Source organism: Rummeliibacillus pycnus, assembly GCF_044359855.1.
GTDB classification, from domain to species: Bacteria; Bacillota; Bacilli; order Bacillales_A; family Planococcaceae; genus Rummeliibacillus; species Rummeliibacillus pycnus_A.
The window spans coordinates 192,619-217,325 of record NZ_CP132291.1 but is presented as its reverse complement, the minus strand read 5'-3'; the positions used below and the strand labels follow the sequence as shown (position 1 = coordinate 217,325).

The following is a 24,707-nucleotide window of genomic DNA, read 5'->3' as shown; positions in this document are numbered from 1 at the left end:
TTTCTCCATCATTTCTCTTAGTTGAGTCTTTAAGGGGCTTACCATGAAATTACATGAAAAAGAAGTTAGTCAAAGCAAGTTATTGACTAACTTCTTTTTATCTTTAGTACACTTTGTTTCATAACACAACGATTATTTCGAGCAAAAAAATGTTATAATGTATATCTATGTTTGAAATGAAAGGCGTTGAAAGACTTGAATTTAAAAAATTTGCCAAAAAGGTTACAAAATTATGAGAATATCCATTTAATTACACACACTGATTTAGATGGTGTTGGCCCATCAATAGTCTTACGTGCATATGGGATTACTCACTCACCTTATTATGTTGAAACACGTAAAGTGGATGAAGCTGTACAAGCTCGTTTAGCTGAGTTAAATGATCATGAATTATTAATTATTACTGATTTAAGTGTTAATGATGAAACAGCCGAAATGATTGAAAAAGTTAATCGTAAACCTGATGGGCGTTTTGTTGTTTTAATTGACCACCACGCTTCCGCTGTTTCTCTAAATGAATACACTTGGGCTACTGTCCTTCCAACAGTAAATGATATTAAAATGTCTGCTACTACATTAATCTTCAAAGAATTAAAAGATGCAGGCTATGAAGTATCCCCTATTATTCACGTAACAGATGAAGAAATTGAAGATATCGAAAAAACAACTGAGTATTCAGTTATTGAAAAGGAATTGTTCTTTGATCGTTTAGCACATCTAGTGGAAGATATCCGTTTATATGACACATGGGATTGGAATGTGCTCTCTATTCAAGAAGCAACTGATCTAAACACTATTTTCTATGCAAGAAGAAGACATGATTTTATCCATGCACGAATGGATTATATTTTAAATGGTCAATTGTTTACGCCCGAAGATACTGCTTACCTAGAATTTTCTAAAGATGAATTACGTAAAGTGTTAAAGAAAAAAGCAAAACAAATGGTAATTGTCCCTAACTTCCAACTAAAAGGACATGAGACACCAATCAATATCGGTGTAGTTGAAACCGATTCCTACTATAGTGAATTAGGAAACCATTTAGCAGAAAAATACACTGAAGAAATTGATGCTGTATTTATCATAAGCCTTGTAAAAAACCGCGTTTCTCTTCGCTCTATCGGTGATACAGTCAATTTATCTGAAATTGCGAAAGCTTATAATGGTGGCGGACATCCAAATGCCTCTGGTTGTGATTTATCTGAACTAGGTCCAGAATTTCTACTTGCTGTACTTGAAGCAGGCAAAAATAAATAATAATTTACACCAAATGTAAATTTTATATACTAAAGCAGCCATCTAAATGAGGCTGCTTTTTAGTTAGTTAAATCTATTTTCAATTACTTCATCCAATAAATTTTGTTGATAAAAAAACGCTAAATTCCCTATTGACCTTTTCATAATTCCTACTCCTCAAAAAAATTTTTTTATAAATTTTATAGAAAATAGTAGATTATTCTAGTGATTTTATGTATAAATATAGTTAGAAACCGATTACATTTAATGTTCAGAGTGTTTCAAAAGCTCTCAACTCATTCTACCTATTATTTTTAAATAAAAGTTATCATGAAATTGAATTCATATACATTGAACAACGTCATGTTTCATTTGTTAGATGAGATTGAGGAAACATTTCATTATAGGGGGTATTTATTTATGGAAGCAACAATCGAAAGTCGTATTGGATTAAAAGAATTAGCAGACAAAGTAGTATCAGCAGACCAAGCAGCTGCACTTATTTCTAATGGTGATGTAGTAGGTATGAGTGGTTTTACTCGTGCTGGTGATGCGAAAGTCGTTCCTATGGCACTAGTTGAACGCGCCAAAACAGAGAAATTTAAAATTGATGTGTACACAGGCGCATCACTAGGTCCAGAAGTTGACCAATTCTTAGCACAAGCTGGCGTTATTCGTAAACGTGGACCATTCCAAGGTGATAAAGGAATTCGTACATTGATAAACAATGGTGAAATTCTATTTGCAGATATGCATTTATCTCATGGTGCTGAACAATTCCGTCAAGAAATCTTCGGACCAATGAAATACGCTATTCTTGAAGCTGCTGCAATCACAGCTGATGGTTATTTAATCCCAACAACTTCTGTAGGTAATAACCCGATCATTGCTGATGTCGCTGAAAACATCATCATTGAATTAAACATTTCACATCCTGAATCTCTTATTGGTATCCATGATATCTATGTTCCAGAAAAACAAGGTGAACGTCAAGCTATACCTTTAACAAATGCATCTGATCGTATTGGTGAAAAAGGTATTAAAATTGATCCTTCAAAAATTAAAGCGATTGTTATCTCTCAAGAACCTGATGCACCTTCTCTTATCGTGCCACCAGATGAAGAAACACAAACAATGGCTAATTACTTATTAGACTTCTTCAGTTCAGAGATTAAAGCTGGACGTTTAACAAAAACTTTAGCACCTATTCAATCTGGTGTAGGTTCAGTTGCAAACGCTGTATTAGATGGCTTTGCTGATTCTGAATTTGAACATTTACAAGTATTTTCAGAAGTTCTACAAGACGCTGTATTCAACTTAATTGATGCTGGGAAAGTTGATTTTGCCTCAGCAACTTCGATTACTCTATCAGAAGAATTAGGCAAACGTGTATATGAAAATCTTGATCAGTATGCGGATAAATTAGTATTACGTCCACAAGAAATTTCAAACCACCCTGAAGTAATCCGTCGTTTGGGTTTAATCTCAATCAATACAGCTCTTGAAGCAGATATTTACGGAAACGTTAACTCTACTCACGTTTCAGGAAGTAAAATGATGAATGGTATCGGTGGTTCAGGTGATTTCGCACGTAACGCTCGATTAGGTATCTTTGTAACTAAATCATACGCTAAAGGCGGCTCAATTTCTTCAATCGTTCCTATGGTACCTCACGTAGACCATACAGAACATGATGTTGATGTTATCGTTACAGAACAAGGTGTTGCTGACCTTCGTGGTTTAGCACCAAAAGAACGTGTGCCATTAATCATTAACAACTGTGCGCACCCTGATTTTAAAGAACAACTTTGGGAATACTACAATGCTGCAGTAGAAGCTACAGGCAATGCACAAACTCCACACATTTTAAACCGTGCATTTGAAATGTATGACCTACTTGAAAAAACTGGTTCTATGAAAAAGTAATAATTTCTAATTTAAGCGAAGAGAATACCATTCTCTTCGCTTTTATATTTGCTTTAATCCCCTACTTCTCACCTTCCACACAATTTTAATTAATTTTCTATAAATACAAAACAAATTAATCAGCATTAAGATGTATGATCAATCTTTTATCTCAAAATTTTTTTGAAGTAAACATCTCTTGATACCATAATGTTATAGAGCTTTCCACTTATCCATGATATAATAGTAATATTGTGAAAAAGGAGGTACTTACATGATTCAAGTAAGTAACGTAGGTCTTCGCTATGGCGACCGTAAGCTATTTGAAGATGTTAATATTAAATTTACACCTGGTAACTGTTACGGTTTAATCGGTGCTAATGGTGCGGGGAAATCTACATTTTTGAAAATTTTATCTGGAGAAATCGAACCCCAAGATGGTCATGTTAGTATGAATCCTGGTGAACGTCTTACTGTTTTAAAACAAAACCACTTCGAATACGAAGAATATTCTGTTCTAGAAACAGTTATGATGGGTCACAAACGATTATATGACGTGATGCAAGAAAAGAATGCCATCTACATGAAAGACCCTTTCACTGACGAAGATGGTATCCGCGCTGCAGAGCTTGAAGGCGAATTCGCTGATATGAATGGTTGGGAAGCCGAGTCTGATGCAGCGATCTTGCTACAAGGATTAGGAATTCCCGAATCAATGCACTACATGAAAATGGCTGAGCTTACTGGTTCTGAAAAAGTAAAGGTTTTACTTTCTCAAGCCCTATTCGGCAAACCAGATGTACTATTACTAGATGAACCTACCAACCACTTAGATTTAAAAGCAATCCAGTGGTTAGAAGAATTCCTTATTAACTTTGAAAACACAGTGATTGTTGTATCCCATGACCGTCACTTCTTAAACAAGGTATGTACTCATATCGCGGACCTTGACTACTCTAAAATTCAAATTTATGTAGGTAATTACGACTTCTGGTATGAATCTAGTCAATTAGCTCAAAGAATGTTAAATGACCAAAACAAGAAAAAAGAAGAAAAAATTAAAGAATTACAAGCTTTCGTTGCTCGTTTTTCTGCAAACGCATCAAAATCAAAACAAGCAACATCTCGTAAAAAAATGCTCGATAAAATCGAATTAGATGATATCAAACCTTCAAGTCGTAAATATCCATTTATCAACTTTTCAATTGAACGTGAAATCGGTAACGATGTTTTAAGTGTTGATGGTTTATCAAAATCAATCGAAGGTGAATCACAATTTAAAGATATTCGCTTCACAATGAACAAGGAAGATAAAATCATTCTTCTTGGTAACCCTATTGCGAAGACAGCATTCCTTAAAATTGTTGCTGGTGAAGATGAAGATTTCGAAGGCTCTTACAAATGGGGTGTAACGACTTCTCAAAGCTACTTCCCTCTTGATAACGATGAGTTCTTCAAAGGTTCTGAAAAAACATTAGTAGAATGGTTACGTCAATTCTCTCCAGAGGATGAGACAGAAACATTCCTACGTGGCTTCTTAGGTCGAATGCTATTCAGTGGTGAAGAAGTTAAGAAATCTCCTGAAGTACTTTCAGGGGGCGAAAAAGTACGTTGTATGTTATCTCGTATGATGCTATCTCACTCAAATGTATTACTATTAGATGAGCCGACCAACCACCTTGACCTTGAATCTATTCAAGCATTAAACGAAGGTCTTACTAACTTTAAGGGTGCAATGCTTTTCACATCTCATGACCATCAATTTATCCAAACTATCGCAAACCGCGTAATTGAAATTCGTGAAGATGGTTCTATTTTAGATAAACAACTTACTTATGATGAATTCCTAGAATGGAAAGAGCAAAATAAATTAGACTAATTGATCTAATTTATTTGTTTCCTATTGAAAAGAGGAGATTAGATGTCAGAAATTGACTTCTTATCCCCTCTTTTTTCATGCTATTAAACCTTATTTAAGATTTATTGGATAAATATAAATAAAATGAATGAAGTGGAATTAGCTCCGCTTTCCGTGGGCGAACTGACGAGCCTCCTCGCTAGTGAAACATTGTGCTCCTGCATCGCTGCGCTAGTTTCGTCGCAGAAAATTCTTTTTGCTTAACTCAAAAAGAATTTTTGCTGTGGGGTCTCGTCTAGCTCGTTTTCAAACAGGACATTGAATGAACTTCACTGAATGAACATCGCACGAAGAAAATGCGAATGCATTTTCGAGGACTCTCCACTCTAATTCCACTTCAACGAAGATAGCTACACTAATTTTTTTCATAAATATACATCTATTTTTACTTTTTCAGTTCCCTCCTCGCTTTCCCCGATGACTATGAATGCACCTCTCTGAAATAACACCGAGCGAAGGAAATGCGAATGAATTTTCCAGGAGTAGCCATTTCCGCTTCATAGACAATGTTCTAATAGATAGGGTAAATAACGATAGCCCATTTAATGTACGTTTATTTTATTAAATCTTTGAATTATGAAATTGATTCTACTATCAAAATAATTATTTTTTTATAAAAATAAAATTGTATATATTACACTTATACTATCCATAATAATAATACTTTCCTATCAGTACTGGCCAATAAATCATACAAAAGGCTATTAAATATTGTTCAAAGTATAATCAGTTCGAACCATTATTTAAATATAACAAATAAAAAAGAGCACCCTATAAGGATGCTCCTTTTACTAAGTGTTATTAGAATTTAGTAACGTTTGCTGCTTGTGGTCCGCGGTTACCTTCAACTACTTCGAATTCCACTTTTTGGCCTTCTTCAAGAGTTTTGAAGCCTTCGCCACCGATTGCTGAGAAGTGTACGAATACGTCATCTTCACCTTGTACTTCGATGAAACCGAAACCTTTTTCTGCGTTAAACCATTTTACTGTACCTTGTTTCATGTTTGAAACCTCCAAAAAATAAATATTTTAAATCAATACGAAATTTTTAATCGAGATCAAAGATTTACATATTACAAAAAGCATCTATTCGCCAGCTACTCTTTGTAATACATAAATATCTCTTGTTTCAAACTAGGTTAAGAAAAAGGGGTAAACGAGTTACCCCTATTTAGCAGTAAATTAAAGTTTTGTAACGTTTGCTGCTTGTGGTCCGCGGTTACCTTCAACTACTTCAAATTCTACTTTTTGACCTTCGTCAAGAGTTTTGAAGCCTTCGCCTTGGATTGCGCTGAAGTGTACGAATACATCGTTTTCGCCTTCTACTTCGATGAAGCCGAAGCCTTTTTCTGAGTTAAACCATTTTACTGTACCTTGTTTCATGTGAGAAAACCTCCAAAAATAAAAGTGAACAAATAAGAATTAATACCCAAAACAAAAATTCACATATTACATAAAGTACCGATGACAAGCCGATCACTTTTTGTAATATGTGAATGGAAGTTTGCGGTAAATCAATTTCATTTGTTATTTATAGTATAACACGCAAAAAATCTATGTCAACAAAATTGAAGATTTTTCAAAAAATTTATTACTTTCAACTTGGTTTAATGCATTTCTTCCCATATAATTCCATGGTAGGTTTGAATATCATCATCACAGGCTTCACAAAATTGTATTTCATCATCTGACCAAAATGCCCAAAAGCGTTCTTTCTTTTGCCCATGATACATATATTTTTTTTTAAATGTTTTTAGAGTTGCATCTAAAAAGTTTTTAGCTTCTTCTTTATTTTCAAAAACTTTCTCTTCAACAATACTCTCTTCCCAACCTTCAAACTGCCACCAAGGCTCATAATCTGCTTTCATATAGATAATCTTATACATTTATGTCAATCCTTCTAATTAATTTTATGAAACGTTTACAAAATACAATTAAATCTCTATTTTACAAGTAACCTATATGCTAAAATAACTATATATACCATTCCAAACGTATTAGGGGGAGCTCTATGTTCACGTCGATTAGACCTAAATTAGAAATGAACCAGCTATTAGAAAGAGGCACTGATATATCAATAAATGGAAGGTTTAAAGAAACCTTAGCATTTAATCACTTCGAACGTAAAGACGAACAGATGTTAATAGAATTATATAAGAAGCTTTTAGATTGTACGCCATCAATGAAAGAAATTTTCATATCTTATTTAAAAGAAATTTCTCCAAATAAGCAAAATCTTATTGATGAAAAATATATCGAACGCTATTTACATATATTTTTTAATGCCCCACGAGACGAAAATTACGTAGATGAAATAGTAAGCTTCTTCTATTTATTTAGAAATTATAAATATGAACCGGGAAAAACAATTGTCGTATTTAACCAATTCGCATTTTATGTGACTACGCATATATTGTATAACTTTGGCTTTAAACCTGCAAAAGCATTTGACTTCATGCGTTCTTTTCAAGCTGCTGTCAATATTGATCAAGAATTACTATTTGAAGTTATAACCGAACGAATAATTGAGCATTCTGTAACTGAAGTTTCTTCTTTAATGGACACAGCATCTCAAATAATGTATATGAAAGATTTAGTCCTTAACTTAGATCGCCAATCTGAAGAAATACAATCTTCTACAGCTGCTACAGAACAAATAACAGCATCAATTAGCGAAGTTGCCAAAAACTCTAATCGTATCTCTGAAAAGACATCTGCATCTGTAAAAGATGCGACTAATTCAAAAAATACAATCTCCTCTGCTTTAAATGAGATATTTAAAACTGGTGAAACATTTACATCTATCGTTCATTCTTTTGATGAATTGAAAAAACGTGTAAATGATATCGAAAATGTTGTTACTTTAATTAAAGGAATAGCAGATCAAACAAATCTACTTGCCCTTAATGCATCAATTGAAGCTGCTAGAGCTGGTGAACATGGTAAAGGTTTTGCTGTTGTTGCGCAAGAAGTCCGTAAGCTTGCGGAAAATACAGTGTCAGCACTAAGTGAAGTCTCATCTAATGTCCAACATTTAAAAGATTACTCGGAAAGCGTTGCTACCTCAATCACGGAAACAACTTATATAATAAAGGAGGCAACTGGAGAAGCAAAAAATTCTCTACCTTTATTAAGCCAAATTGTTGATACGATTGAAGACATTAATACAGATGTAAGCCATACCGCTGCTATTTCAGAAGAACAAGCAGCAGCAGCAGATGAAGTTTCAAATCGAATGGTTCAAATTACTGATTTGCAAGAAAATATTAGAGAGCTAGCTCATTCTACTTCTTCGGGCATTCATCAGTTAGGAAATCAAATTAATCATTACAGACTAAGTCTAGTCGATCATAATAATGTTCAGCTATCTAGCCTTGCCCTATTACAATTATCAAAGGCAGACCACATTTTGTGGAAATGGCGTATATATAATATGTTCTTAGGCTTAGAGAAAATATCCGAAACCGAAGTTTCCTCTCATAAAGAGTGCCGATTAGGAAAGTGGTACGGATCTCAGAAGGCACTAGATCGATTTGGAAAAGAAAATGCATTTAAGGAGCTTGACATTTATCATCAAGAAGTTCATGATCAAGCGAAAATAGCTGTTCAATTATTTAATGACGGTCAAATACAAAAAGCAGAAAATGCATTAAAGCAAATTGAAATTTCTTCATCTAAGGTACTAATTAATATTAACCATCTAGTCGAAAAAATTGAAAAAGAACGATCAATACTATAAATTAAATAGTAAGGAGTAATTGAGCCGACATGGAAGTATTCTTCGTCGGCTTTTCCTTTCGCAAAAACTTATAAAATATATTAAAATAACATTAATGCTCTTTAATAAACTAAATCACATGTACTGAATTAAATCACTCTTATTTGTAAAAAGGTGAAACTTTCTCACGCTTTATTCGTACTTAAAATAAGAGCGTTAGAAGGAGGCAAATTCATTGCTCAAATTTGGACAATTTATTTTAAGAAATTTTCTCAATATAATCGTATTACTATCTACATGGACCATAAGTGAGTGGTATTTTGATGTAAATTTTTGGATTAGCTCTTTATTAGCGATAAGTAGCTATTTCCCATCAAATTATATTATTAAGAACATCCAACAATTCCGATACTTAAAAAGAGTTGGACTAACTCGTTCAGAATTCAAACATATTCAAACACAATTAGATGAAGCACAAAGTGAGTTAAGAAATTTAAACCGCTATTATACTAAGGTCCGTTCGATTTCAACATTTAAACAACTATTTGAAATGAATCGCCTTGCAAAAAGAATAGTAAACATTGTAAACAAAAACCCTAAAAAATTTTATCATGCCGAGCAATTTTTCTACGCTCATCTTCATTCTGCTAGTGAACTAACTGAAAAATACGCACTTCTATCATCTCAACCCATTAAGAGTTCAGATGTTCACTTAGCTTTGCAAGAAACACGTGAAACTTTAGAAGATCTAAATAATATTATGCAAGAGGACCTTCATTCAGTACTTGCTACAGATATAGAAGAACTTAAAATGGAGTTAGATTTCGCACAATTATCAACAACCCAAAAACAAACTTCCGCTACTTTGAGAGGAGACTCTAAATGACTAATTCATCTTCCAATTCAGAAAAATCGATAGATGATTTACTTAATAATCCATTTGAGCTACAACCTGAACCGGTTCCATCTAGTGTTAAACCCGCTGAAAAAAAAGCAACAACCGTACTTGAACGTTTACCAGAAGAAGATCAGGTTAAGGCAAAACAACTAGCTGATCAAATTCCCGTTGGCAATTATGAAACAATTTTAACCTATGGAGCAAACGCACAAAATGAACTATCTCGTTTTTCTCACCAAATGCTTGACCATGTTCAAAGAAAAGACATAGGTCCAGTAGGTGATGTTCTAAAAGATTTGATGGATAAATTAAATGAACTTGACCCAGAGGAACTCCAACAAGATAAAAAAAGTGGTATTCGCAAATTTTTCAGTCGAGTATCTCGTTCATTGCAAGAACTTATGACAAAATATCAAAAACTAAGCACGCAAATAGATCGAATTGGTATTCAATTAGAACATTCTAAAGCAGGGCTTGTAGAAGATGTTCATATGTTAGATCAACTATACGAACAAAACAAAACCTATTTTCAAGCTTTAAATGTCTATATCGCTGCCGCTGAACTGAAAAAAGAGGAAATCGTCTCAGTAATGTTACCTAAATTAAAACAAAAAGCAGAGACTTCTCAAGATCAAATGGATGTACAAGAATTTAATGACCTAGCACAATTTGTGGATCGTCTTGAAAAACGAATTTACGACTTACAATTATCACGACAAATCACCATTCAAACAGCACCACAAATTCGAATGATTCAACAAACAAACCAAACATTAGCAGAAAAAATCCAATCTTCCATTATGACTGCTATCCCGTTATGGAAGAATCAAATTGCTATTGCATTAACTTTAAATAATCAACGAAGAGCTGTAGAAGCTCAAAAACAAGTTACGAAAACTACCAATGACTTACTTCTGAAAAACTCTGAAATGTTAAAAGTGAATACAATCGAAACCGCTAAGGAAAATGAACGTGGATTAGTTGAAATTGAAACATTGAAGAAAACACAAGAAAATCTGATTTCTACAATCGAAGAAACATTACAAATTCAAGCAGATGGCCGACAAAAACGAAAAGCCGCTGAAATTGAAATTGCACGTATGGAAGAAGATCTAAAACAACGTCTATTAGCTATTCATACAAAACAACAAGATAGATCACCCTATTAGCTTTAGCTTATAAAAGGGAGAGGACAATTAATTGCCCTCTCCCTCTTCATTTGCAATGATTATTGACTTTGAATAACAAGTGTAATCAGCTTCCGCAACAGTCTTACTGTAATTTCTGTAAATTTTTCAACACTATCTGCGGCGACTGTATGCGTACCATAGATCATATGGAACAGTTGTAGCTGCTCCTCTCCTGGCATCTCTGTATTTAAAAATAAATGAAGCACTTGAATATTCTGCTTTTCAGCTTCTAGAACTGCCTCTGCTGTATCTTTTACACCATTTTGTGCATAATCAAATGCCGATGGTTCCCCATCAGAAAATACGAGTAAGAAGCGATGTTTTTCATCACGGTGTTTTAAGCGTCTAGTCGCCCAACGAATCGCAAATCCATCACGATTATCCTCATGCGAAGATAAAGACATAATAGCTGCACCACTATCTGCCTGTCCATCCTCTAATTTATGCAACCATTCAAAAGTATTTGGCTGAACTTCAGGTGTTGCTTCATAAGCATCTTCGTAATAAGAAACCATTTCGTGTGGGATGTTCATTTGTCGTAATACATCATGGAATAATAATACTGCTTTTTTCGTTTCATCCATTTTGTCCATCATGGATGCTGAACCATCAATTAGTAATCCAAAAACGGCGTTTAATGGTTTTGCTGGCGCATTTTTTTGATAAAACGGTTTTGGTCGATCCTCTAAAAGAAAGTTGACTAATTTTGAAGAATCTAGTCTACCTTTTGATAAATACTCTCTTTTAGCTATTTCCTTTTGTGTAATGCGTTTACGAAACTCAGTCGTCAATGCTTTTACACTTGATGCTTGTGCTGCACGCCATGTTGCCAATGTAGTTAGTTCCTGTAATTCTTTTGTCTTTCCTATTCTTTTTTCTTCAAAAACAACATTTACATTTTGCTCTCCATATTCTTTTCCTGCCTGTCGTTTACCTCGAGGAAGTTTTTTTGCTTCGTCCATTAAAGCATTCTGCGGTTTTGCATCCGTATTTGGAGCCCCACCTGTCCCCTCCTCTGATATTTCATTGCTGTCTTTACCTTCTTCTGCTTCTAAGCTTAACGCTTTACCCGCATTGCCACGTTCTAATTCATAACGTAAATGAACACCTGTCTCTTCTTTCGTCTCTCTATGCCAAGTTCGGAATAGCTGTTCAATCGTATCTTTTTTATCTTGTCGATTGCCACATTCTTGACCATTGACGCCTTTATGTTCATTGAATTTAGCAGCTTCAGGAATAGAATCCATTAATGCGTAATAATTAAGCATTAAATCTTTTGCAATGCTTTTCTCAACATAAGGCATCACTCGATATATCAAATTAATACTATCTTGCGTCGATTTCACATCATAAATTTGTTGAAAAGAATTGAGTGCTGCTTCAAATTTTTCAGCTACTTCATTTTGAGGTAGTTTCATCATTCCTTCATGAGCTGCTAAATATAGATAATTAACGAAAGCATCGGCTACAAATCCCTTTTGACAATTGACTTCGAAACGATGTTTATGCGAATCAATATACGCATTTCTTCTTATTTGGAAAGCCTTATTTGTTCCTGGTCGTTTTTTCACAACCATGTCCATAAATCTAAATTCTTCAACAAGTAGAACCATCTGTTTGAATAACTTTTTTAATGGATGATCTTGGATTTCTTCTTCAAAAGTTAGCCAGTCTTTAACTGAAAACTCTTGCCAAAACCCAACTGTAAGTAAATAAATATCCGAAAGCCTACCTAAATGAGTAGTCTCCTCATCACGATGACGCCAAAATACACTCATTGCAATTTGCTGCCCTTGTGGTTTCATCTCGATTAATTGACGTTCAGTTATAGATAGAAATGGAGCATTCGCAAGCGCTTTAGCGAGTTGTTCATAATGAAGCATTAATCGAGGATCCAATTGCTCATTATTAAATTGTATAAATCGACTTAGATCGGCCATTTTAAAAACCTCACTTCATCCACGTTTTTGCTAACTCAATCACTAAATCTTTTTCACTTTGATCATCTAATTTTTCAGCAACTGCATATCGAATGGCTCTATGCGGATCCATATACTGAGCTAATTCTGTTGCATCAAGTAAACTTCGAATAGATGCAGCTTCTTCACTTAATAAGCCATTGATTACTTGTTGTTTTAAATCTTCTGCTATATTTAACATCAATGTATGCAATTCATTTGATAAGCTTGGAAATCTCTTTTGCCATAATTCTTTTAACTGTTCCCCATTCAAATAAGGAGTGCTAAAAGAAACGAAGCGATTTTTTAAAGCTTCATTCATGGGTGCTGTACCAATATACCCCTCATTGATTGCTGCTACCACGCTAAAATCAGGATGTGCTTGAATTACTTCACCTGTAAATGGATTTGTCAGCATGCGACGGTAATCCAAAACACTGTGTAAAATTGGTAAAGTTTCAGCTTTGGCCATATTAATTTCATCAATATATAGAAGATTACCTTGTTTCATCGCCTTTACAACGGGACCTTCGACAAATTCAATGAGTGTTTGTCCATCTTTTTGTACCATTGTTTTAAAACCAAGTAAACTTTCAGCATCTAAATCCACTGAACAGTTAACACTGTGCATAGGTTGATTAAAAAAGTGAGATATTGATTCTGCCATTTTTGTTTTACCAGAACCCGCAGGGCCTTTTAATAAAACAGGCTTTTTTAGTGTTACACTTAATAGCACATCATCCCACAAATAATCATTAGGAGAAATATAGCCACCCTCTCCTATTAAAAGTAAATCTTCTCTAGCATGATTTCGATTTTTTCGTGTTGATTGTTCCTGCTGAATAATTTGTTGCATACTACCTTCTCCCTTCATTTGAACCAGCTGTGACGGCCAACTGTCTCTCCTATATACGTCTCGGAAAACTTCTAACTTAGTACGTCGTACATATCTTCCTTTAAAATCGCCAAATTAAAAAAGCTTTCCGCATCCGATAGGTAAGCGAAAAGCTGAGTTATTGCTTCGATCTATTCGAAGTAATCTTTGTAATAGCCACCAACATGACCAGTATTATCGATGACGAAATAGAATTCTTCTGTTTCGTTTTTCACTTCATATTCTTTTCCAACTGTTAATACATTTGAAACCAAATATTTTTTTGCATCAGTATGCTTACAAGTAACTGCTTTGATTGTTGGTGCTTCTTTCCAATTTAAATGAATCATTTTTTAAAACAACCTCTCTTAACTAAATACATATCCAAGTTATATTTTAAACGATTTCACTACGTTTGTCCTAAAAATAAGAGGATTTTTTCAGAAAAACTTTGGTTGATGAAATTTTAAATAGCTATTAAAAGGAACTAAGTAAAATTTATGTTACGATTATGAAAAAGAATTTTCAGGAGGTGGCTTAGTTGGCATTTGGCGGTGTACCTATATGGTTTTTCATTTTAGCATTTGCTTTTTTTATCATATTTTTTATTGTTGCAGAATGGATAACAAGAAAATAAAGATTTTTTTCAACTTCAGTTTCTTCTTGTTTAAATCAATGAATGGTGTGGAATACTTACAGCAGAAACGATTTCTGATCTTGCGTAAAGGATGATTTCACTATGAGACTAACCATTCAGGGGAAGAAATTTATCACTAATTTAACAGCTGATAATAAGTACCACCTGCTCCGTTTTTATGCAGTAGCAGATCGAAACGGTATGCAGTTCGCTGCTGATATTGATACCCCGATTCATACCGATATCATTATGGAAGTAGAGGGACTTCATGTTGCACTCTCGCCAAAATTACTGCCTGTATTAAAGGACAAAATTATTCATTCCGAAACTGTCAATGGCATCACAGGGATTGTGTTGTTAGATGAAGAACATGCGCATTTAACAATATGAAAGACCGACATCACTGAGATGTCGGTCTTTCATATTAGTTCAACTCTATAAATAATCAGCGATTACTTTTCCAATCTCAGCAATACATTTCTTTCCTGTAAAGCCATCTTCCCAGCCTTGAGTTAAAACGGCAGCATATATTTTTTTATCTTGGTATTCGATAATTGCTACATCGTGATCTACACCTGTTAAACCACCCGTTTTGTGATAGTAACGGATTTCCTCATCAAATGTATAGGCTGGTAACATGTCTTCAAATTGTTGATTACCTAAAATTCTACGCGCATCTTTTCGTTGCTCGTTATTTAAGATACTGTTTGATTCTCCTATTTGTTGAAGCATCAATATCATATCTTTAGCAGTTGTTGAATTGTCTAATCCTTTTATTACAGCATTTTCATCCATAAAAAAACGTTCAATCTTACTTTCCTCACAACCAATATATTTCATCAACTGGTTTACTTTTTCCATTGTATTCGCATGTAACAACGCATTCGAAGCAGTATTATCCGAAACGATAATCATTAACTCCATTAAATTTCGGTATGTAAACGGCAACTTACCAGTTAAAAATGGAATAACACCCGCCCCTTCAACAATTAAGCGATCATGAATTACTGCGATGTCATCTATTTTAGATGATAGGTACAAGTAACTCGCAAGGAGAATCGGTATTTTAATCGTGCTAGCTGCTCGAAAGACTGCCTTTTCTTGATGATAAAAAGATTGCGCTCCATCTATAATGGCAATTCCCATTTGTACATTTGGATAAGTTGCAATTATTTCATGACATTGCGAAACTAATTTTTGAAAAGTCATCTCCTATCCCCCACTATTCATTTGTTTGAAAATCTGCAATTGCATTTAAGAATATTTCTCCATATTTTTCAAGTTTATTTTCCCCTACACCATTAACGTCTAAAAATTCTTGATCATTTGTTGGTTTTTTTGCACACATATCTCTCAAAGATTTATCTGAGAAAATAACAAACGGTGGTACATTGGCTTCGTCCGCTAATTGTTTTCGAACAATTCTTAGTTCTTCAAATAATGGATCTGTGTCCGCTATTTGTTTTGTGACAATAACGCCTCTTCTTTCTACTTTTCGATTTGCGACAAGAACTTCTTTTCCTTTTGGTGTCACATAAATGGTAGGCATCGTTCCTTGATTCACAGCTAATAAATCCTCAGCTATCATAAATTCCATGAAATTCGTTACTTCTTTAATAGTCATTTCTTTTAATAAACCATATGTTGATAGACTTTCAAATCCAAAACTACGAATCTTTTGATTTTTTGAACCCACTAAAACTTGTGCGACCATCGTTTTCCCAAATTTTTGTCCCATTCGAATAGTACAAGATAATACTTTTTGGCATTCAAGCGTAACATCGAAAACTTCACGATCATCCATGCAATTACTACATTTACCGCATTTTTCATCAGCTTCATCGCCAAAATAATTGACAATATACTGTTGCAAGCAATTTTCAGTATGACAATAATCCACCATACTTTGCAGCTTTTGCAATTCTGTTGGTATCCTATCTCGATCATCCGTTTGGTCGATTAAAAAGCGCTGTGTTTGAACGTCTTGAGGAGAATATAGCAAAATACACTCACTTGCTAAGCCATCCCGGCCAGCTCTCCCCGCCTCTTGATAATAACTTTCCATATTTTTCGTCAATTGGTAATGAATAACAAATCTCACATTGGACTTATCTATCCCCATTCCAAATGCATTAGTCGCTACCATAACAGAAGCTTCATCATGTAAAAATCGATTTTGCTCTGATTGGCGTAAACTCTCAGATAAACCAGCATGATATTTCGCAACTGAAATCCCTGCTTTTTTTAGTACTTCATAAAGATGATCGACTGTTTTTCTAGTAGCAGCATATATGATTCCTACTTCATGCTTGTTTTTCTTTACCAATTCTTTTACATATCGTTCCTTATTTTGTCCGATAACCACTGAAAAGCTTAAATTATCACGTGCAAATCCTGTCATAACTGTATTTTCTTCCGGAATAACTAATTGATGACAAATGTCTTCACGAACTGCTGGTGTTGCAGTTGCTGTTAGTGCAACAACTGTAGGTTTATGTGTAAAACGTTTTGTCAATCTACCAATTGCTCGATAGCTTGGTCTGAAATCATGGCCCCATTGTGAAATACAATGTGCTTCGTCAACTGCGATTAATGGAACTCTTAGTGAAGCGAGTAAGTTTGTAAAAGATTCCGATTCCAAACGTTCAGGAGCAATATATAATAATTTGTAGTGTCCCTCTTGTGCATTTCGCATTGTTTCTTGTAATTCATTTTGACTTAAAGACGAGTTAATATAAGCGGCTTCAATACCCATCTCTAGTAATGTATCTACTTGGTCTTGCATAAGTGAGATTAATGGAGAAACAACAATCGTTGTACCTTCTAGCAAGAGCGCTGGAATTTGATAGCAAACTGATTTTCCTCCGCCAGTTGGCATCACACATAAACTTGATTCACCAACCAGAACTTGCTCAATTATTTTTTCTTGTCCCAAACGAAATTGTTTGTAACCAAAAAATTGTTGTAAATAATGCTGTGCTTTTTCAATCATAGAATCGATCACCTTTCGTTTGCTATCCTGACATTATTGTACCATTTCAGCTTTCTTTTCACCTTCAAAATCACAGTATTATCCATAAACATTCGAGTTTAATTCCTAGAATTTTGTAGGTTATTTTTTAATCGTACGTTGTTTTTTGAAAAATCATCTATAAATAAATTTCTGTTGAAAGTGAATTCATCTATTGTTTCTTCTAAATAAACTCTTTTCAGCTAATATAAATAACCTTATAATATATTAGTTGTAAAATTATATAAAGGAGTACACTGTTATGTGGTTTTTCTTTTCAATACTAACTGCTTTGGCATGGGGCGGTGCAGATTTATTCTATAAAAAGGGGTCTGACAGTAATGACAAATACAGTCATTTAAAAATTGTTGTGATCGTCGGACTTGTAATGGGAATTCATGCTACTGGATATATGTTTTATAAAGGCATTAATTTTCAACCATTTGATATGGTGAAATACTTACCAGTTTCTTTCTTCTACATTGTCTCTATGACGATCGGTTATGTAGGGTTACGATACTTAGAATTATCTATTTCTTCACCAGTTCAAAATTCTTCAGGTGCTATAACAGCGATTTTACTTTTTATCTTCTTCCAACAAGATATAGATTGGATTCATATCTTAGGTGTTGTGATTATTACGGTAGGAGTCATTGGAATTGCTGTAGTTGAAAAACAAGAAGAAAGTAAAGTCATGCGCTTAAACAATGTTCAAGTGGACAAAAAATATCAACTTGGCTTTATGGCTGTTATGTTCCCAATCATCTATGCATTATTAGATGGTGCTGGTACTTTCGCAGATGGCATCTATTTAGATGAATTAAAGTTAATGAGTCAAGATGCTGCGCTTTTAGCTTATGAATATACATTTTTTATCTGTGCGGTTGTTACATTTATTTATTTAAAAGGCGTAAAGAAAGTTCAATTCAATGTTTTCAAAGAACGTAACAAAGCATGTGCAGCGATTCTTGAAACAACAGGTCAATTCTTCTACGTTTACGCAATGAGTGCATATGCAATTATTGCTGCGCCACTTATTGCATCCTATAGTATTTTCTCCGTTATTCTTTCTCGAATTTTCTTAAAAGAGAAGTTAACGCCAAAGCACTATTTTGTCATTGCACTTGTTATGATTGGTATTATTGTTTTAGGAGTTGCTGACGCAGACCAAAGCTAAATGCATTTATCGTGCAATTAGCTTTTATTTTTGTTTAAGCATATCTATTTTTAAAATAAAACACCATCAGCACCACTACTACTACAAATACGATTACCCCTCCAATCATAATAAACCCCATTGTATTGCCATATAATTTGATCTTTTCATTTCTACTTTCGCTTAATAGTTCACTTTGATGTTTTTCTATATATTCTGCTACATCAAGTGTATGTAAGAATTTCTCTTTGGAAAAATTATTCATTAATCGGATTTGCAAATTGTGATAGTAAATATCTGACCATTTATAGGGATTAGTTTCAAATGGTTCTCCTATATTTCCTTCCCAAAAAGCTACACTTTGTGGATATTTATCGATAACATTAATAATATTTTGTTTATCATTAGGATGCTCAACTACATACTGAATTAACAACTTGCGTAATTTAACAGGATCTGTGATAGACAGGACTTGATCTAATACCGCCACAGTTTCTCCCCCTCTACATATATTCCTATCTATTGTATGATATAAAATCATACACATATAGAGAGTTCACAAATTAGTAAGAATCTAATTTGGCTTCCGTTTAAAATAGAAATGAACAAGCATTACAGCTAAAGGTGGAAAGACAAATAAAATAACATGAGTGACTTTATAAATAATGAAAGTTGCAACTAAACTAATAAAAAAACTTACTAAATACCAAAACCACATGAGGTTAACACGCTCCATATTCTTTTCTTTCAGTATACAACCATCATTTACTGCCTTCATCATTTAGTAATAAATTTCTTAGAAAATCCATATCGTCATCTACAATTCGATAATATGAATACGGTTGAACATGATCCGTAAAAATGATGCGATTTTTATCACGATCAAACCAAACATTATAATTACTAATCACTAGATTTTGGTTATCATCTTTGAATTGAATATAATGCGTTTTTAAGTTTTCAACTTCTGAGGGAGCTACTTTAATATTACGACCATTATTAAAAGTATCTAGGCTTTTTTGATAAATTTCTTCATCGCTTTCTGATTTTAATAATTGAATTGCACCTTTTTGATCAACTGTACCTATTTGTACTGAGTGATTAGTCTCCATACAACCAGTTAATACCAAAAGAAGTATAGAAAAGCAAATCCATTTCGACCATTTCATTACATTCATCATTCCTCCGCTTCATATTAATACTTCATTTATTCCCTTTTCAGTTCATTTTTATCAACGAAAAATAATGATTATTAAGAATATTAAAACTTCCTGTTTACTTTGCCGCTTTAAAGCGTTAAACTTATAAACTATATAAATTAATAAGACTGAAAGGAGATTTTCCATGAAAGATTTTTTCAATAAATTATTAACCGGTATGAGTATTGGGATTGTCGTTTCTTTAATCCCAAATGCATTAGTCGGGGAAATTTTTAAGCTTTTAATTCCACATGCTCCATTCTTACAGTCCATTTTGAATTTAACTGTTATAGCTATGAGCATGCTGCCCGCTATGATTGGGGTGATGGTTGGGGTGACATTCAAATTAACACCAATTCAAACAGCAAGTATCGGACTTGCCGCTGTTGTAGGTAGTGGGGTTATAACAATGAAAGATGGCATTATGACATTAGCAGGTATTGGAGTCGTGTTAAACACAGGAATCACTGCTGCTTTAGCAGTTCTATTTGTTCAATTTGTCGGGTCAAAACTTAAAGACTACACTATCCTCTTAATGCCAACATTATCTATTTTCATTCCTGGTCTTATTGGATATTCTATTTTACCCTTTGTTAAAAGTGGAACTGGATTAATAGGTACGGGTATTCAATACGTTACAAACCTACAACCAATTTTAATGGGCGCAATTATTGCAGTTATTTTCTGTGTATTGATCTTATCCCCTCTTTCAACTGTAGGCGTAGCAACGGTTATTATGCTTTCAGGAATCGGGTCAGGAGCAGCTAACCTTGGCGTCGTTTCTGCTGGGGTAGGCCTTTGTATTGCAAGTTACAGAGCGAACTCACTCGGTACAGCTCTTGCACATGTACTTGGGTCGCCCAAAATTCAAATGCGAAATTTCTTTATGAAACCTAAAATTGCATTCCCTATGATTATCACTGCGGCCATTTTAGGTGCATTAGCAGGCGTATTCAACATTCAAGGTACACCAATGAGTGCTGGATTCGGATTATCCGGATTAATCGGACCATTAAATTACATTAATCTGACTTCCGATGGTTGGACTACATCAAATATTATCATTATGATTACTATGTTCTTGGTACTTCCAATCATTTTAAATACGGTATTACTTCGATTATTTGAACATAAATTTAAAATGATTGAAGCGAATGACTACAAAATTTCAATCGAATAATACTAGAAGTGACCAATTGATGCTTTGGACATTTTTTAGCTAAGTAATTCAGATTGACATTTATTAACGGAACACAAGATTAGGACAAAGGACCGTCTCATAAGGTTTTAATCACTTATGGAACAGTCCTTTTTATGTTTAGAGGCATTTCTTATGAGTAAATTATAAGATTCTCAAATAAGCTAAAGGCCATATTTTCCCTAAAAGAAAATTGTCAAAACGAATTAATGCACTTTTTCTCTGTTGTTATATAAAATATTGGCTAAAGATGATTGCTATTCTTTAATTTTAAGGAGGATTTCTTATGGGACTTTCAAGTATCGATATGCCCGGACTAATCGTAATTTTAGTTATTGCATTGATTGTATTCGGACCTTCCAAATTGCCACAAATCGGTAAAGCTGCTGGTGAAACTATACGTGAATTCAAAAATTCTACTCAAGAACTTAAAGATGATCTTTCACTTACAAAGAAATCTGAGAACAATACATCTGATTCAGAACAAAAATAATGACCTTTGAAGAGCAAACTTTAATGTTTAGCTCTTTTTTTAGGATATATTCATTCAAAGTTCCAGCACCTATTCGCACAAACCTCAGCACACCTCTTTTATCTCCCACGATTCCGTATTCGGGTGGCTTCCATTCGTCGCTAAACAAAGTTTTCTTATGCTTTGTGAGTATTGGCAAAATATCGATTCTTTTCACATATAAACAACCCTATTTTAAAGCGCTTATTTTTAAAAGTAATTTCATTCTTATAATATATTTAATCCAAACATCTGTTCTAACCTTCTATTTCATGCTACAGTATGTATAGGAGGAATATATATGAAAAACAATTTTCGAGCTATACTTTTTACCCTTATTAGTATTTTATTGCTAACTGGTTGTACAAATGCATTGGATGATGGAACTTCAACAAACATTTCTAATACAAAACCGGTTACAACTGCAACTGATCAAGTGAGTGTACATATAATTGATGTTGGACAAGGTGACTCCATTTTTATCCAAACTCCAAAAGAAAACATAGTAATTGATGGTGGAAATAAAGGTAAAGGTGAAACAGTTATCGAATATTTAAAACAACATGGTGTAAAACAACTAGACGCTGTTATTTCCACACACCCTGATGCGGATCATATTGGTGGTTTAGCTGATATTATAGATGCTTTCCCTGTTAAATCTGTATACTCACCACGAATTACACACACAACAATCGCCTATCGTAATTTCCTACAATCAGTAAAAGCACAGAATCTAAAAATTAAAGTTGCAAAAGAAGGTGTCTCGATTCCAGTTGACGAAAAATCATTAGACCTACACTTTATAGGTCCAGTTAAGGATTACTCAAAAAGTGATTTAAATGACTGGAGTGGCGTATTATTAATGCAACATGGTGATAAAAAATTCTTATTCACTGGGGATGCAGAAACACCAGCTGAAGAAGATATGCTTGAAGCGGGTCTAATTCCAAAAGTTGATGTGCTGAAAGTGAGTCACCATGGTGCAAAAGAAGCTACAAATGCTGATTTTTTAGCAGTTGCAAAACCTACTTATGCAGCAATCAGTGTAGGTGAAGGTAATCGCTATCATCATCCAACAGACGAAGCCTTAAGTCGTTTAAATGCAGTTCATGCGAAAATCTACCGTACCGATCAACATGGAAGTATTGTCTTTACATCAAATGGTTCAACAATTTCTGTAAAGGTGGAGAAATAATTGCAAAAAGGAATAATAGACCGTTTCGAAGGTGATTTGGTCGTCATCGAAATTGAAAATAGCACAATTAATATTCCAAGAAAAAAACTACCTAAAGAAGTAAATGTTGGTGATCAAATTATCATCGATGGGGACCACATTGCATTGGATACTGAGGGAACAAAGAAATTAAGAGCAGAGATTGACACTATGGCAGATGATCTGTTTGAGGAATGAGAATATTACTGGAGTGACGCTAAGTTTATATTGCTTTCTTGAGTACACATCTGTTATGATTACAACACATAGGTAAACCATGTAAGTATATATCATATAAACGTAAGAGTGAGAAATCGAATTGATTTCTCGCTTTTTTGTTGTGATTAAAGGAATTGTGTAAATATTCGATACTTTAATGGTTTTTTTCAGTTGTATTTTGTGAAATGGTTTTAAGCATTTAAAGATTTTTTATCATTTTGGACCAGTAATTTGGATCCAATCGATATCTTTTTTTAGTAGTTTTTGTTTAATTTAATTGTTTGATTCTCTTTTTGCTTCTCTCGCCTACTTGTATGCTCAACTCGAGTCCTAAGAATCCTCGACTTTTCCCTCTCCTCAACAAAATATACCATTTAATTTGTTTTCTCATTCATTTCTTCAGCTCTCTCTTTTCTTGACGCAATAAAAAGCGTACTCAATATGCAAAGAGTACCAATCCATTCTGGAAAACCAAATACAACATTTAGAAAGATAACCGACAACACGGATGCTGCAAATGGTTCTACGCATGCTAATACACTTGCAACTGTCGGCTTTACATAGCGAAAACTTTCAAGGTAAAAATAGAATGCAAGAAGTGTCCCAAAGATTACGATAAATACAAAACTAGCAATTGAGGAAATCGACCATGTTCCTTCGAACTGCCAAGGCGGATGAATAAAACTAAAACCAACGCCACCAATTAACATACCCCAACCAACTACAACAATCGAACCATATCTTGCCAATAACTTCTGTGGTTGAAGTGTATAAAAGGCTAAAGCGAATGCAGAAGTGATTCCCCAAATCAAAGCTGGCCCGGATATTGAGAGTTGTGTAATTTGACCATGCGTTACTAATAGAACTGTTCCAATAATCGCTAGCAAAACTGAAATTGCTTCATTTCTTGAAGGTATTTTCTTATTTTTACCAACTATATATGCAAGAATAATAATTGGAGATAAATATTGCAAAACAGTTGCAGTTGCTGCATTTCCATGCTTAATCGCTGCAAAATATGTATATTGAACTGCTAGCATTCCTACAAAACTAAATAATAGTAAACTAAGAACGTCATGCTTATTTTTCCATATTGCCCAAATCCGTTCGCGCTCCTTTGGATAATTCACTAATAACAACAAAAAACCTGCTACTAGCAAACGTAAAACAACTAACCACTCGGTATTAAACCCTTTTACTTGAAACAAATATTGTGCAAGAGTACCAGCTATTCCCCAGAAAATCGCTGCTAATAAAACTAAAATAATCCCTTTCCACTTATTATTAATTGAAATTTCAGTCATTTTTAACTCCAATCTTCGAACTAAATAATTTACTTTTCAAGGAATATTGTACCATTTCCTATTTGCTTTACAATACCATTTCAAATACAGAAAAAAAGATGTCCAAATACTTTTGGACATCTTTTAATATGGGTCGGGACAGAATCGAACTGCCGACACTTAGAGCTTCAATCTAATGCTCTACCAACTGAGCTACCGACCCGATATGGAGGAGGAAGAGGGATTCGAACCCCCGCGCGGTTTGACCCGCCTGTCGGTTTTCAAGACCGATCCCTTCAGCCAGACTTGGGTATTCCTCCATTTGTGGAGCGGAAGACGGGGTTCGAACCCGCGACCCCCACCTTGGCAAGGTGATGTTCTACCACTGAACTACTTCCGCGTTCCATTATTATTTTTTCGACATAAATTATACTATCATAACAATTGAATTTGTGCAATACTTTTCAAAATCTATGTTAATTACATGTTTTCTATAGATTAAACCGTTCAATTTTACAAACTCATAAAGTTATATAGGAACGTAAGATGGGGTTCTAACCGATGACCCTCACCTTGGGAAGGCG

Annotated in this window: 23 protein-coding genes and 3 tRNA genes; 12 read left to right on the top strand and 14 right to left on the bottom strand. The window is 34.2% G+C overall.

The window, feature by feature from the left end:
• Window positions 1-195 precede the first annotated feature (195 nt).
• The 3 genes from Q8X41_RS01015 to Q8X41_RS01005 all read left to right on the top strand — a co-directional run bounded on the left by Q8X41_RS01015 (window position 196) and on the right by Q8X41_RS01005 (window position 5,020).
• On the top strand, window positions 196-1,257 hold the full coding sequence (locus Q8X41_RS01015; protein WP_397538410.1) for a DHH family phosphoesterase: 1,062 nt from the start codon (window positions 196-198) through the stop codon (window positions 1,255-1,257).
• A gap of 399 nt (window positions 1,258-1,656) precedes the next feature.
• Window positions 1,657-3,162 (top strand): succinate CoA transferase, encoded by a 1,506-nt coding sequence (locus Q8X41_RS01010; protein WP_397538409.1) that lies wholly within the window; start codon window positions 1,657-1,659, stop codon window positions 3,160-3,162.
• 253 nt (window positions 3,163-3,415) lie between these two features.
• The gene (locus Q8X41_RS01005; RefSeq protein WP_397538408.1) at window positions 3,416-5,020 is read left to right on the top strand and encodes an ABC-F family ATP-binding cassette domain-containing protein; all 1,605 of its coding nucleotides are present in this window, start codon (window positions 3,416-3,418) and stop codon (window positions 5,018-5,020) included.
• 840 nt (window positions 5,021-5,860) lie between these two features.
• Here the strand turns inward: Q8X41_RS01005 and Q8X41_RS01000 are convergent.
• The 3 genes from Q8X41_RS01000 to Q8X41_RS00990 form a co-directional block, all read right to left on the bottom strand.
• Window positions 5,861-6,061 carry a cold-shock protein gene (locus Q8X41_RS01000; RefSeq protein ID WP_397538407.1) on the bottom strand — a complete coding sequence of 67 codons (201 nt, stop codon included), beginning with the start codon at window positions 6,059-6,061 and terminating at the stop codon, window positions 5,861-5,863.
• A gap of 180 nt (window positions 6,062-6,241) precedes the next feature.
• Window positions 6,242-6,442 carry a cold-shock protein gene (locus tag Q8X41_RS00995; RefSeq protein WP_102692015.1) on the bottom strand — a complete coding sequence of 67 codons (201 nt, stop codon included), beginning with the start codon at window positions 6,440-6,442 and terminating at the stop codon, window positions 6,242-6,244.
• 224 nt (window positions 6,443-6,666) lie between these two features.
• Entirely contained in the window at window positions 6,667-6,945 is a 279-nt protein-coding gene (locus Q8X41_RS00990; protein WP_397538406.1) for a DUF1033 family protein, read from the bottom strand.
• 125 nt (window positions 6,946-7,070) lie between these two features.
• On the opposite strand from Q8X41_RS00990, the gene Q8X41_RS00985 reads away from it, so the two are divergent.
• The 3 genes from Q8X41_RS00985 (at window position 7,071) to Q8X41_RS00975 (ending at window position 10,844) form a co-directional block, all read left to right on the top strand.
• Entirely contained in the window at window positions 7,071-8,798 is a 1,728-nt protein-coding gene (locus Q8X41_RS00985) for a methyl-accepting chemotaxis protein (RefSeq protein ID WP_397538405.1), read from the top strand.
• A 214-nt stretch (window positions 8,799-9,012) separates the two neighbouring features.
• Entirely contained in the window at window positions 9,013-9,663 is a 651-nt protein-coding gene (locus Q8X41_RS00980) for a 5-bromo-4-chloroindolyl phosphate hydrolysis family protein (protein ID WP_397538404.1), read from the top strand.
• Complete coding sequence (locus Q8X41_RS00975; RefSeq protein ID WP_397538403.1) at window positions 9,660-10,844, top strand: toxic anion resistance protein; 1,185 nt, start codon at window positions 9,660-9,662, stop codon at window positions 10,842-10,844. Before Q8X41_RS00980 ends, Q8X41_RS00975 begins: the two co-directional genes overlap by 4 nt.
• A 59-nt stretch (window positions 10,845-10,903) precedes the next feature.
• Here the strand turns inward: Q8X41_RS00975 and Q8X41_RS00970 are convergent, their stop codons facing one another.
• From Q8X41_RS00970 to Q8X41_RS00960, 3 genes are all read right to left on the bottom strand, one after another.
• On the bottom strand, window positions 10,904-12,805 hold the full coding sequence (locus tag Q8X41_RS00970; protein ID WP_397538402.1) for a vWA domain-containing protein: 1,902 nt from the start codon (window positions 12,803-12,805) through the stop codon (window positions 10,904-10,906).
• A gap of 10 nt (window positions 12,806-12,815) precedes the next feature.
• Window positions 12,816-13,679, bottom strand: coding sequence for an AAA family ATPase (locus tag Q8X41_RS00965; protein ID WP_397538401.1), 864 nt, complete (start codon window positions 13,677-13,679; stop codon window positions 12,816-12,818).
• A 170-nt stretch (window positions 13,680-13,849) separates the two neighbouring features.
• Window positions 13,850-14,047, bottom strand: a complete 198-nt coding sequence (locus Q8X41_RS00960) for a DUF6501 family protein (protein WP_397538400.1) — start codon at window positions 14,045-14,047, stop codon at window positions 13,850-13,852.
• A 389-nt stretch (window positions 14,048-14,436) separates the two neighbouring features.
• Between Q8X41_RS00960 and Q8X41_RS00955 the strand changes: the two genes are divergently transcribed.
• Window positions 14,437-14,724, top strand: a complete 288-nt coding sequence (locus Q8X41_RS00955) for a hypothetical protein (protein WP_397538399.1) — start codon at window positions 14,437-14,439, stop codon at window positions 14,722-14,724.
• A gap of 45 nt (window positions 14,725-14,769) precedes the next feature.
• Here the strand turns inward: Q8X41_RS00955 and Q8X41_RS00950 are convergent, their stop codons facing one another.
• Both Q8X41_RS00950 and recQ read right to left on the bottom strand, forming a co-directional pair.
• Window positions 14,770-15,543, bottom strand: a complete 774-nt coding sequence (locus tag Q8X41_RS00950) for a serine hydrolase (protein WP_397538398.1) — start codon at window positions 15,541-15,543, stop codon at window positions 14,770-14,772.
• Between the two features lie 13 nt (window positions 15,544-15,556).
• The gene (recQ, locus tag Q8X41_RS00945; protein WP_397538397.1) at window positions 15,557-17,326 is read right to left on the bottom strand and encodes a DNA helicase RecQ; all 1,770 of its coding nucleotides are present in this window, start codon (window positions 17,324-17,326) and stop codon (window positions 15,557-15,559) included.
• A gap of 280 nt (window positions 17,327-17,606) precedes the next feature.
• On the opposite strand from recQ, the gene Q8X41_RS00940 reads away from it, so the two are divergent.
• Window positions 17,607-18,521: an EamA family transporter gene (locus tag Q8X41_RS00940; protein ID WP_397538396.1), complete on the top strand. Its 915-nt coding sequence runs from the start codon at window positions 17,607-17,609 to the stop codon at window positions 18,519-18,521.
• A 34-nt stretch (window positions 18,522-18,555) separates the two neighbouring features.
• Here the strand turns inward: Q8X41_RS00940 and Q8X41_RS00935 are convergent, their stop codons facing one another.
• Together Q8X41_RS00935 and Q8X41_RS00930 are read right to left on the bottom strand one after the other, a co-directional pair.
• A complete protein-coding gene (locus Q8X41_RS00935; RefSeq protein ID WP_397538395.1) occupies window positions 18,556-18,990 on the bottom strand; it encodes a hypothetical protein in 435 nt (144 codons plus the stop codon).
• A 271-nt stretch (window positions 18,991-19,261) separates the two neighbouring features.
• A complete protein-coding gene (locus tag Q8X41_RS00930; RefSeq protein WP_397538394.1) occupies window positions 19,262-19,669 on the bottom strand; it encodes a hypothetical protein in 408 nt (135 codons plus the stop codon).
• A 175-nt stretch (window positions 19,670-19,844) separates the two neighbouring features.
• Between Q8X41_RS00930 and Q8X41_RS00925 the strand changes: the two genes are divergently transcribed.
• The 4 genes from Q8X41_RS00925 to Q8X41_RS00910 all read left to right on the top strand — a co-directional run bounded on the left by Q8X41_RS00925 (window position 19,845) and on the right by Q8X41_RS00910 (window position 22,819).
• On the top strand, window positions 19,845-20,879 hold the full coding sequence (locus Q8X41_RS00925) for a PTS transporter subunit IIC (protein WP_397538393.1): 1,035 nt from the start codon (window positions 19,845-19,847) through the stop codon (window positions 20,877-20,879).
• Window positions 20,880-21,183: 304 nt separating this feature from the next.
• A complete protein-coding gene (locus Q8X41_RS00920; RefSeq protein WP_397538392.1) occupies window positions 21,184-21,390 on the top strand; it encodes a twin-arginine translocase TatA/TatE family subunit in 207 nt (68 codons plus the stop codon).
• Between the two features lie 319 nt (window positions 21,391-21,709).
• Window positions 21,710-22,603, top strand: coding sequence for a ComEC/Rec2 family competence protein (locus Q8X41_RS00915; protein ID WP_397538391.1), 894 nt, complete (start codon window positions 21,710-21,712; stop codon window positions 22,601-22,603).
• Window positions 22,604-22,819 carry a DUF3006 domain-containing protein gene (locus Q8X41_RS00910; RefSeq protein ID WP_397538390.1) on the top strand — a complete coding sequence of 72 codons (216 nt, stop codon included), beginning with the start codon at window positions 22,604-22,606 and terminating at the stop codon, window positions 22,817-22,819. It abuts the gene before it with no gap.
• Window positions 22,820-23,214: 395 nt separating this feature from the next.
• On the opposite strand, the gene Q8X41_RS00905 is transcribed toward Q8X41_RS00910, so the two are convergent.
• The 4 genes from Q8X41_RS00905 to Q8X41_RS00890 all read right to left on the bottom strand — a co-directional run bounded on the left by Q8X41_RS00905 (window position 23,215) and on the right by Q8X41_RS00890 (window position 24,523).
• Window positions 23,215-24,144 carry a DMT family transporter gene (locus Q8X41_RS00905; RefSeq protein WP_397538389.1) on the bottom strand — a complete coding sequence of 310 codons (930 nt, stop codon included), beginning with the start codon at window positions 24,142-24,144 and terminating at the stop codon, window positions 23,215-23,217.
• Window positions 24,145-24,273: 129 nt separating this feature from the next.
• Window positions 24,274-24,346, bottom strand: a tRNA-Phe gene (locus Q8X41_RS00900).
• A gap of 4 nt (window positions 24,347-24,350) precedes the next feature.
• Window positions 24,351-24,443, bottom strand: a tRNA-Ser gene (locus tag Q8X41_RS00895).
• A gap of 5 nt (window positions 24,444-24,448) precedes the next feature.
• Window positions 24,449-24,523: transfer RNA gene (locus Q8X41_RS00890), tRNA-Gly, on the bottom strand.
• Window positions 24,524-24,707: the final 184 nt, after the last annotated feature.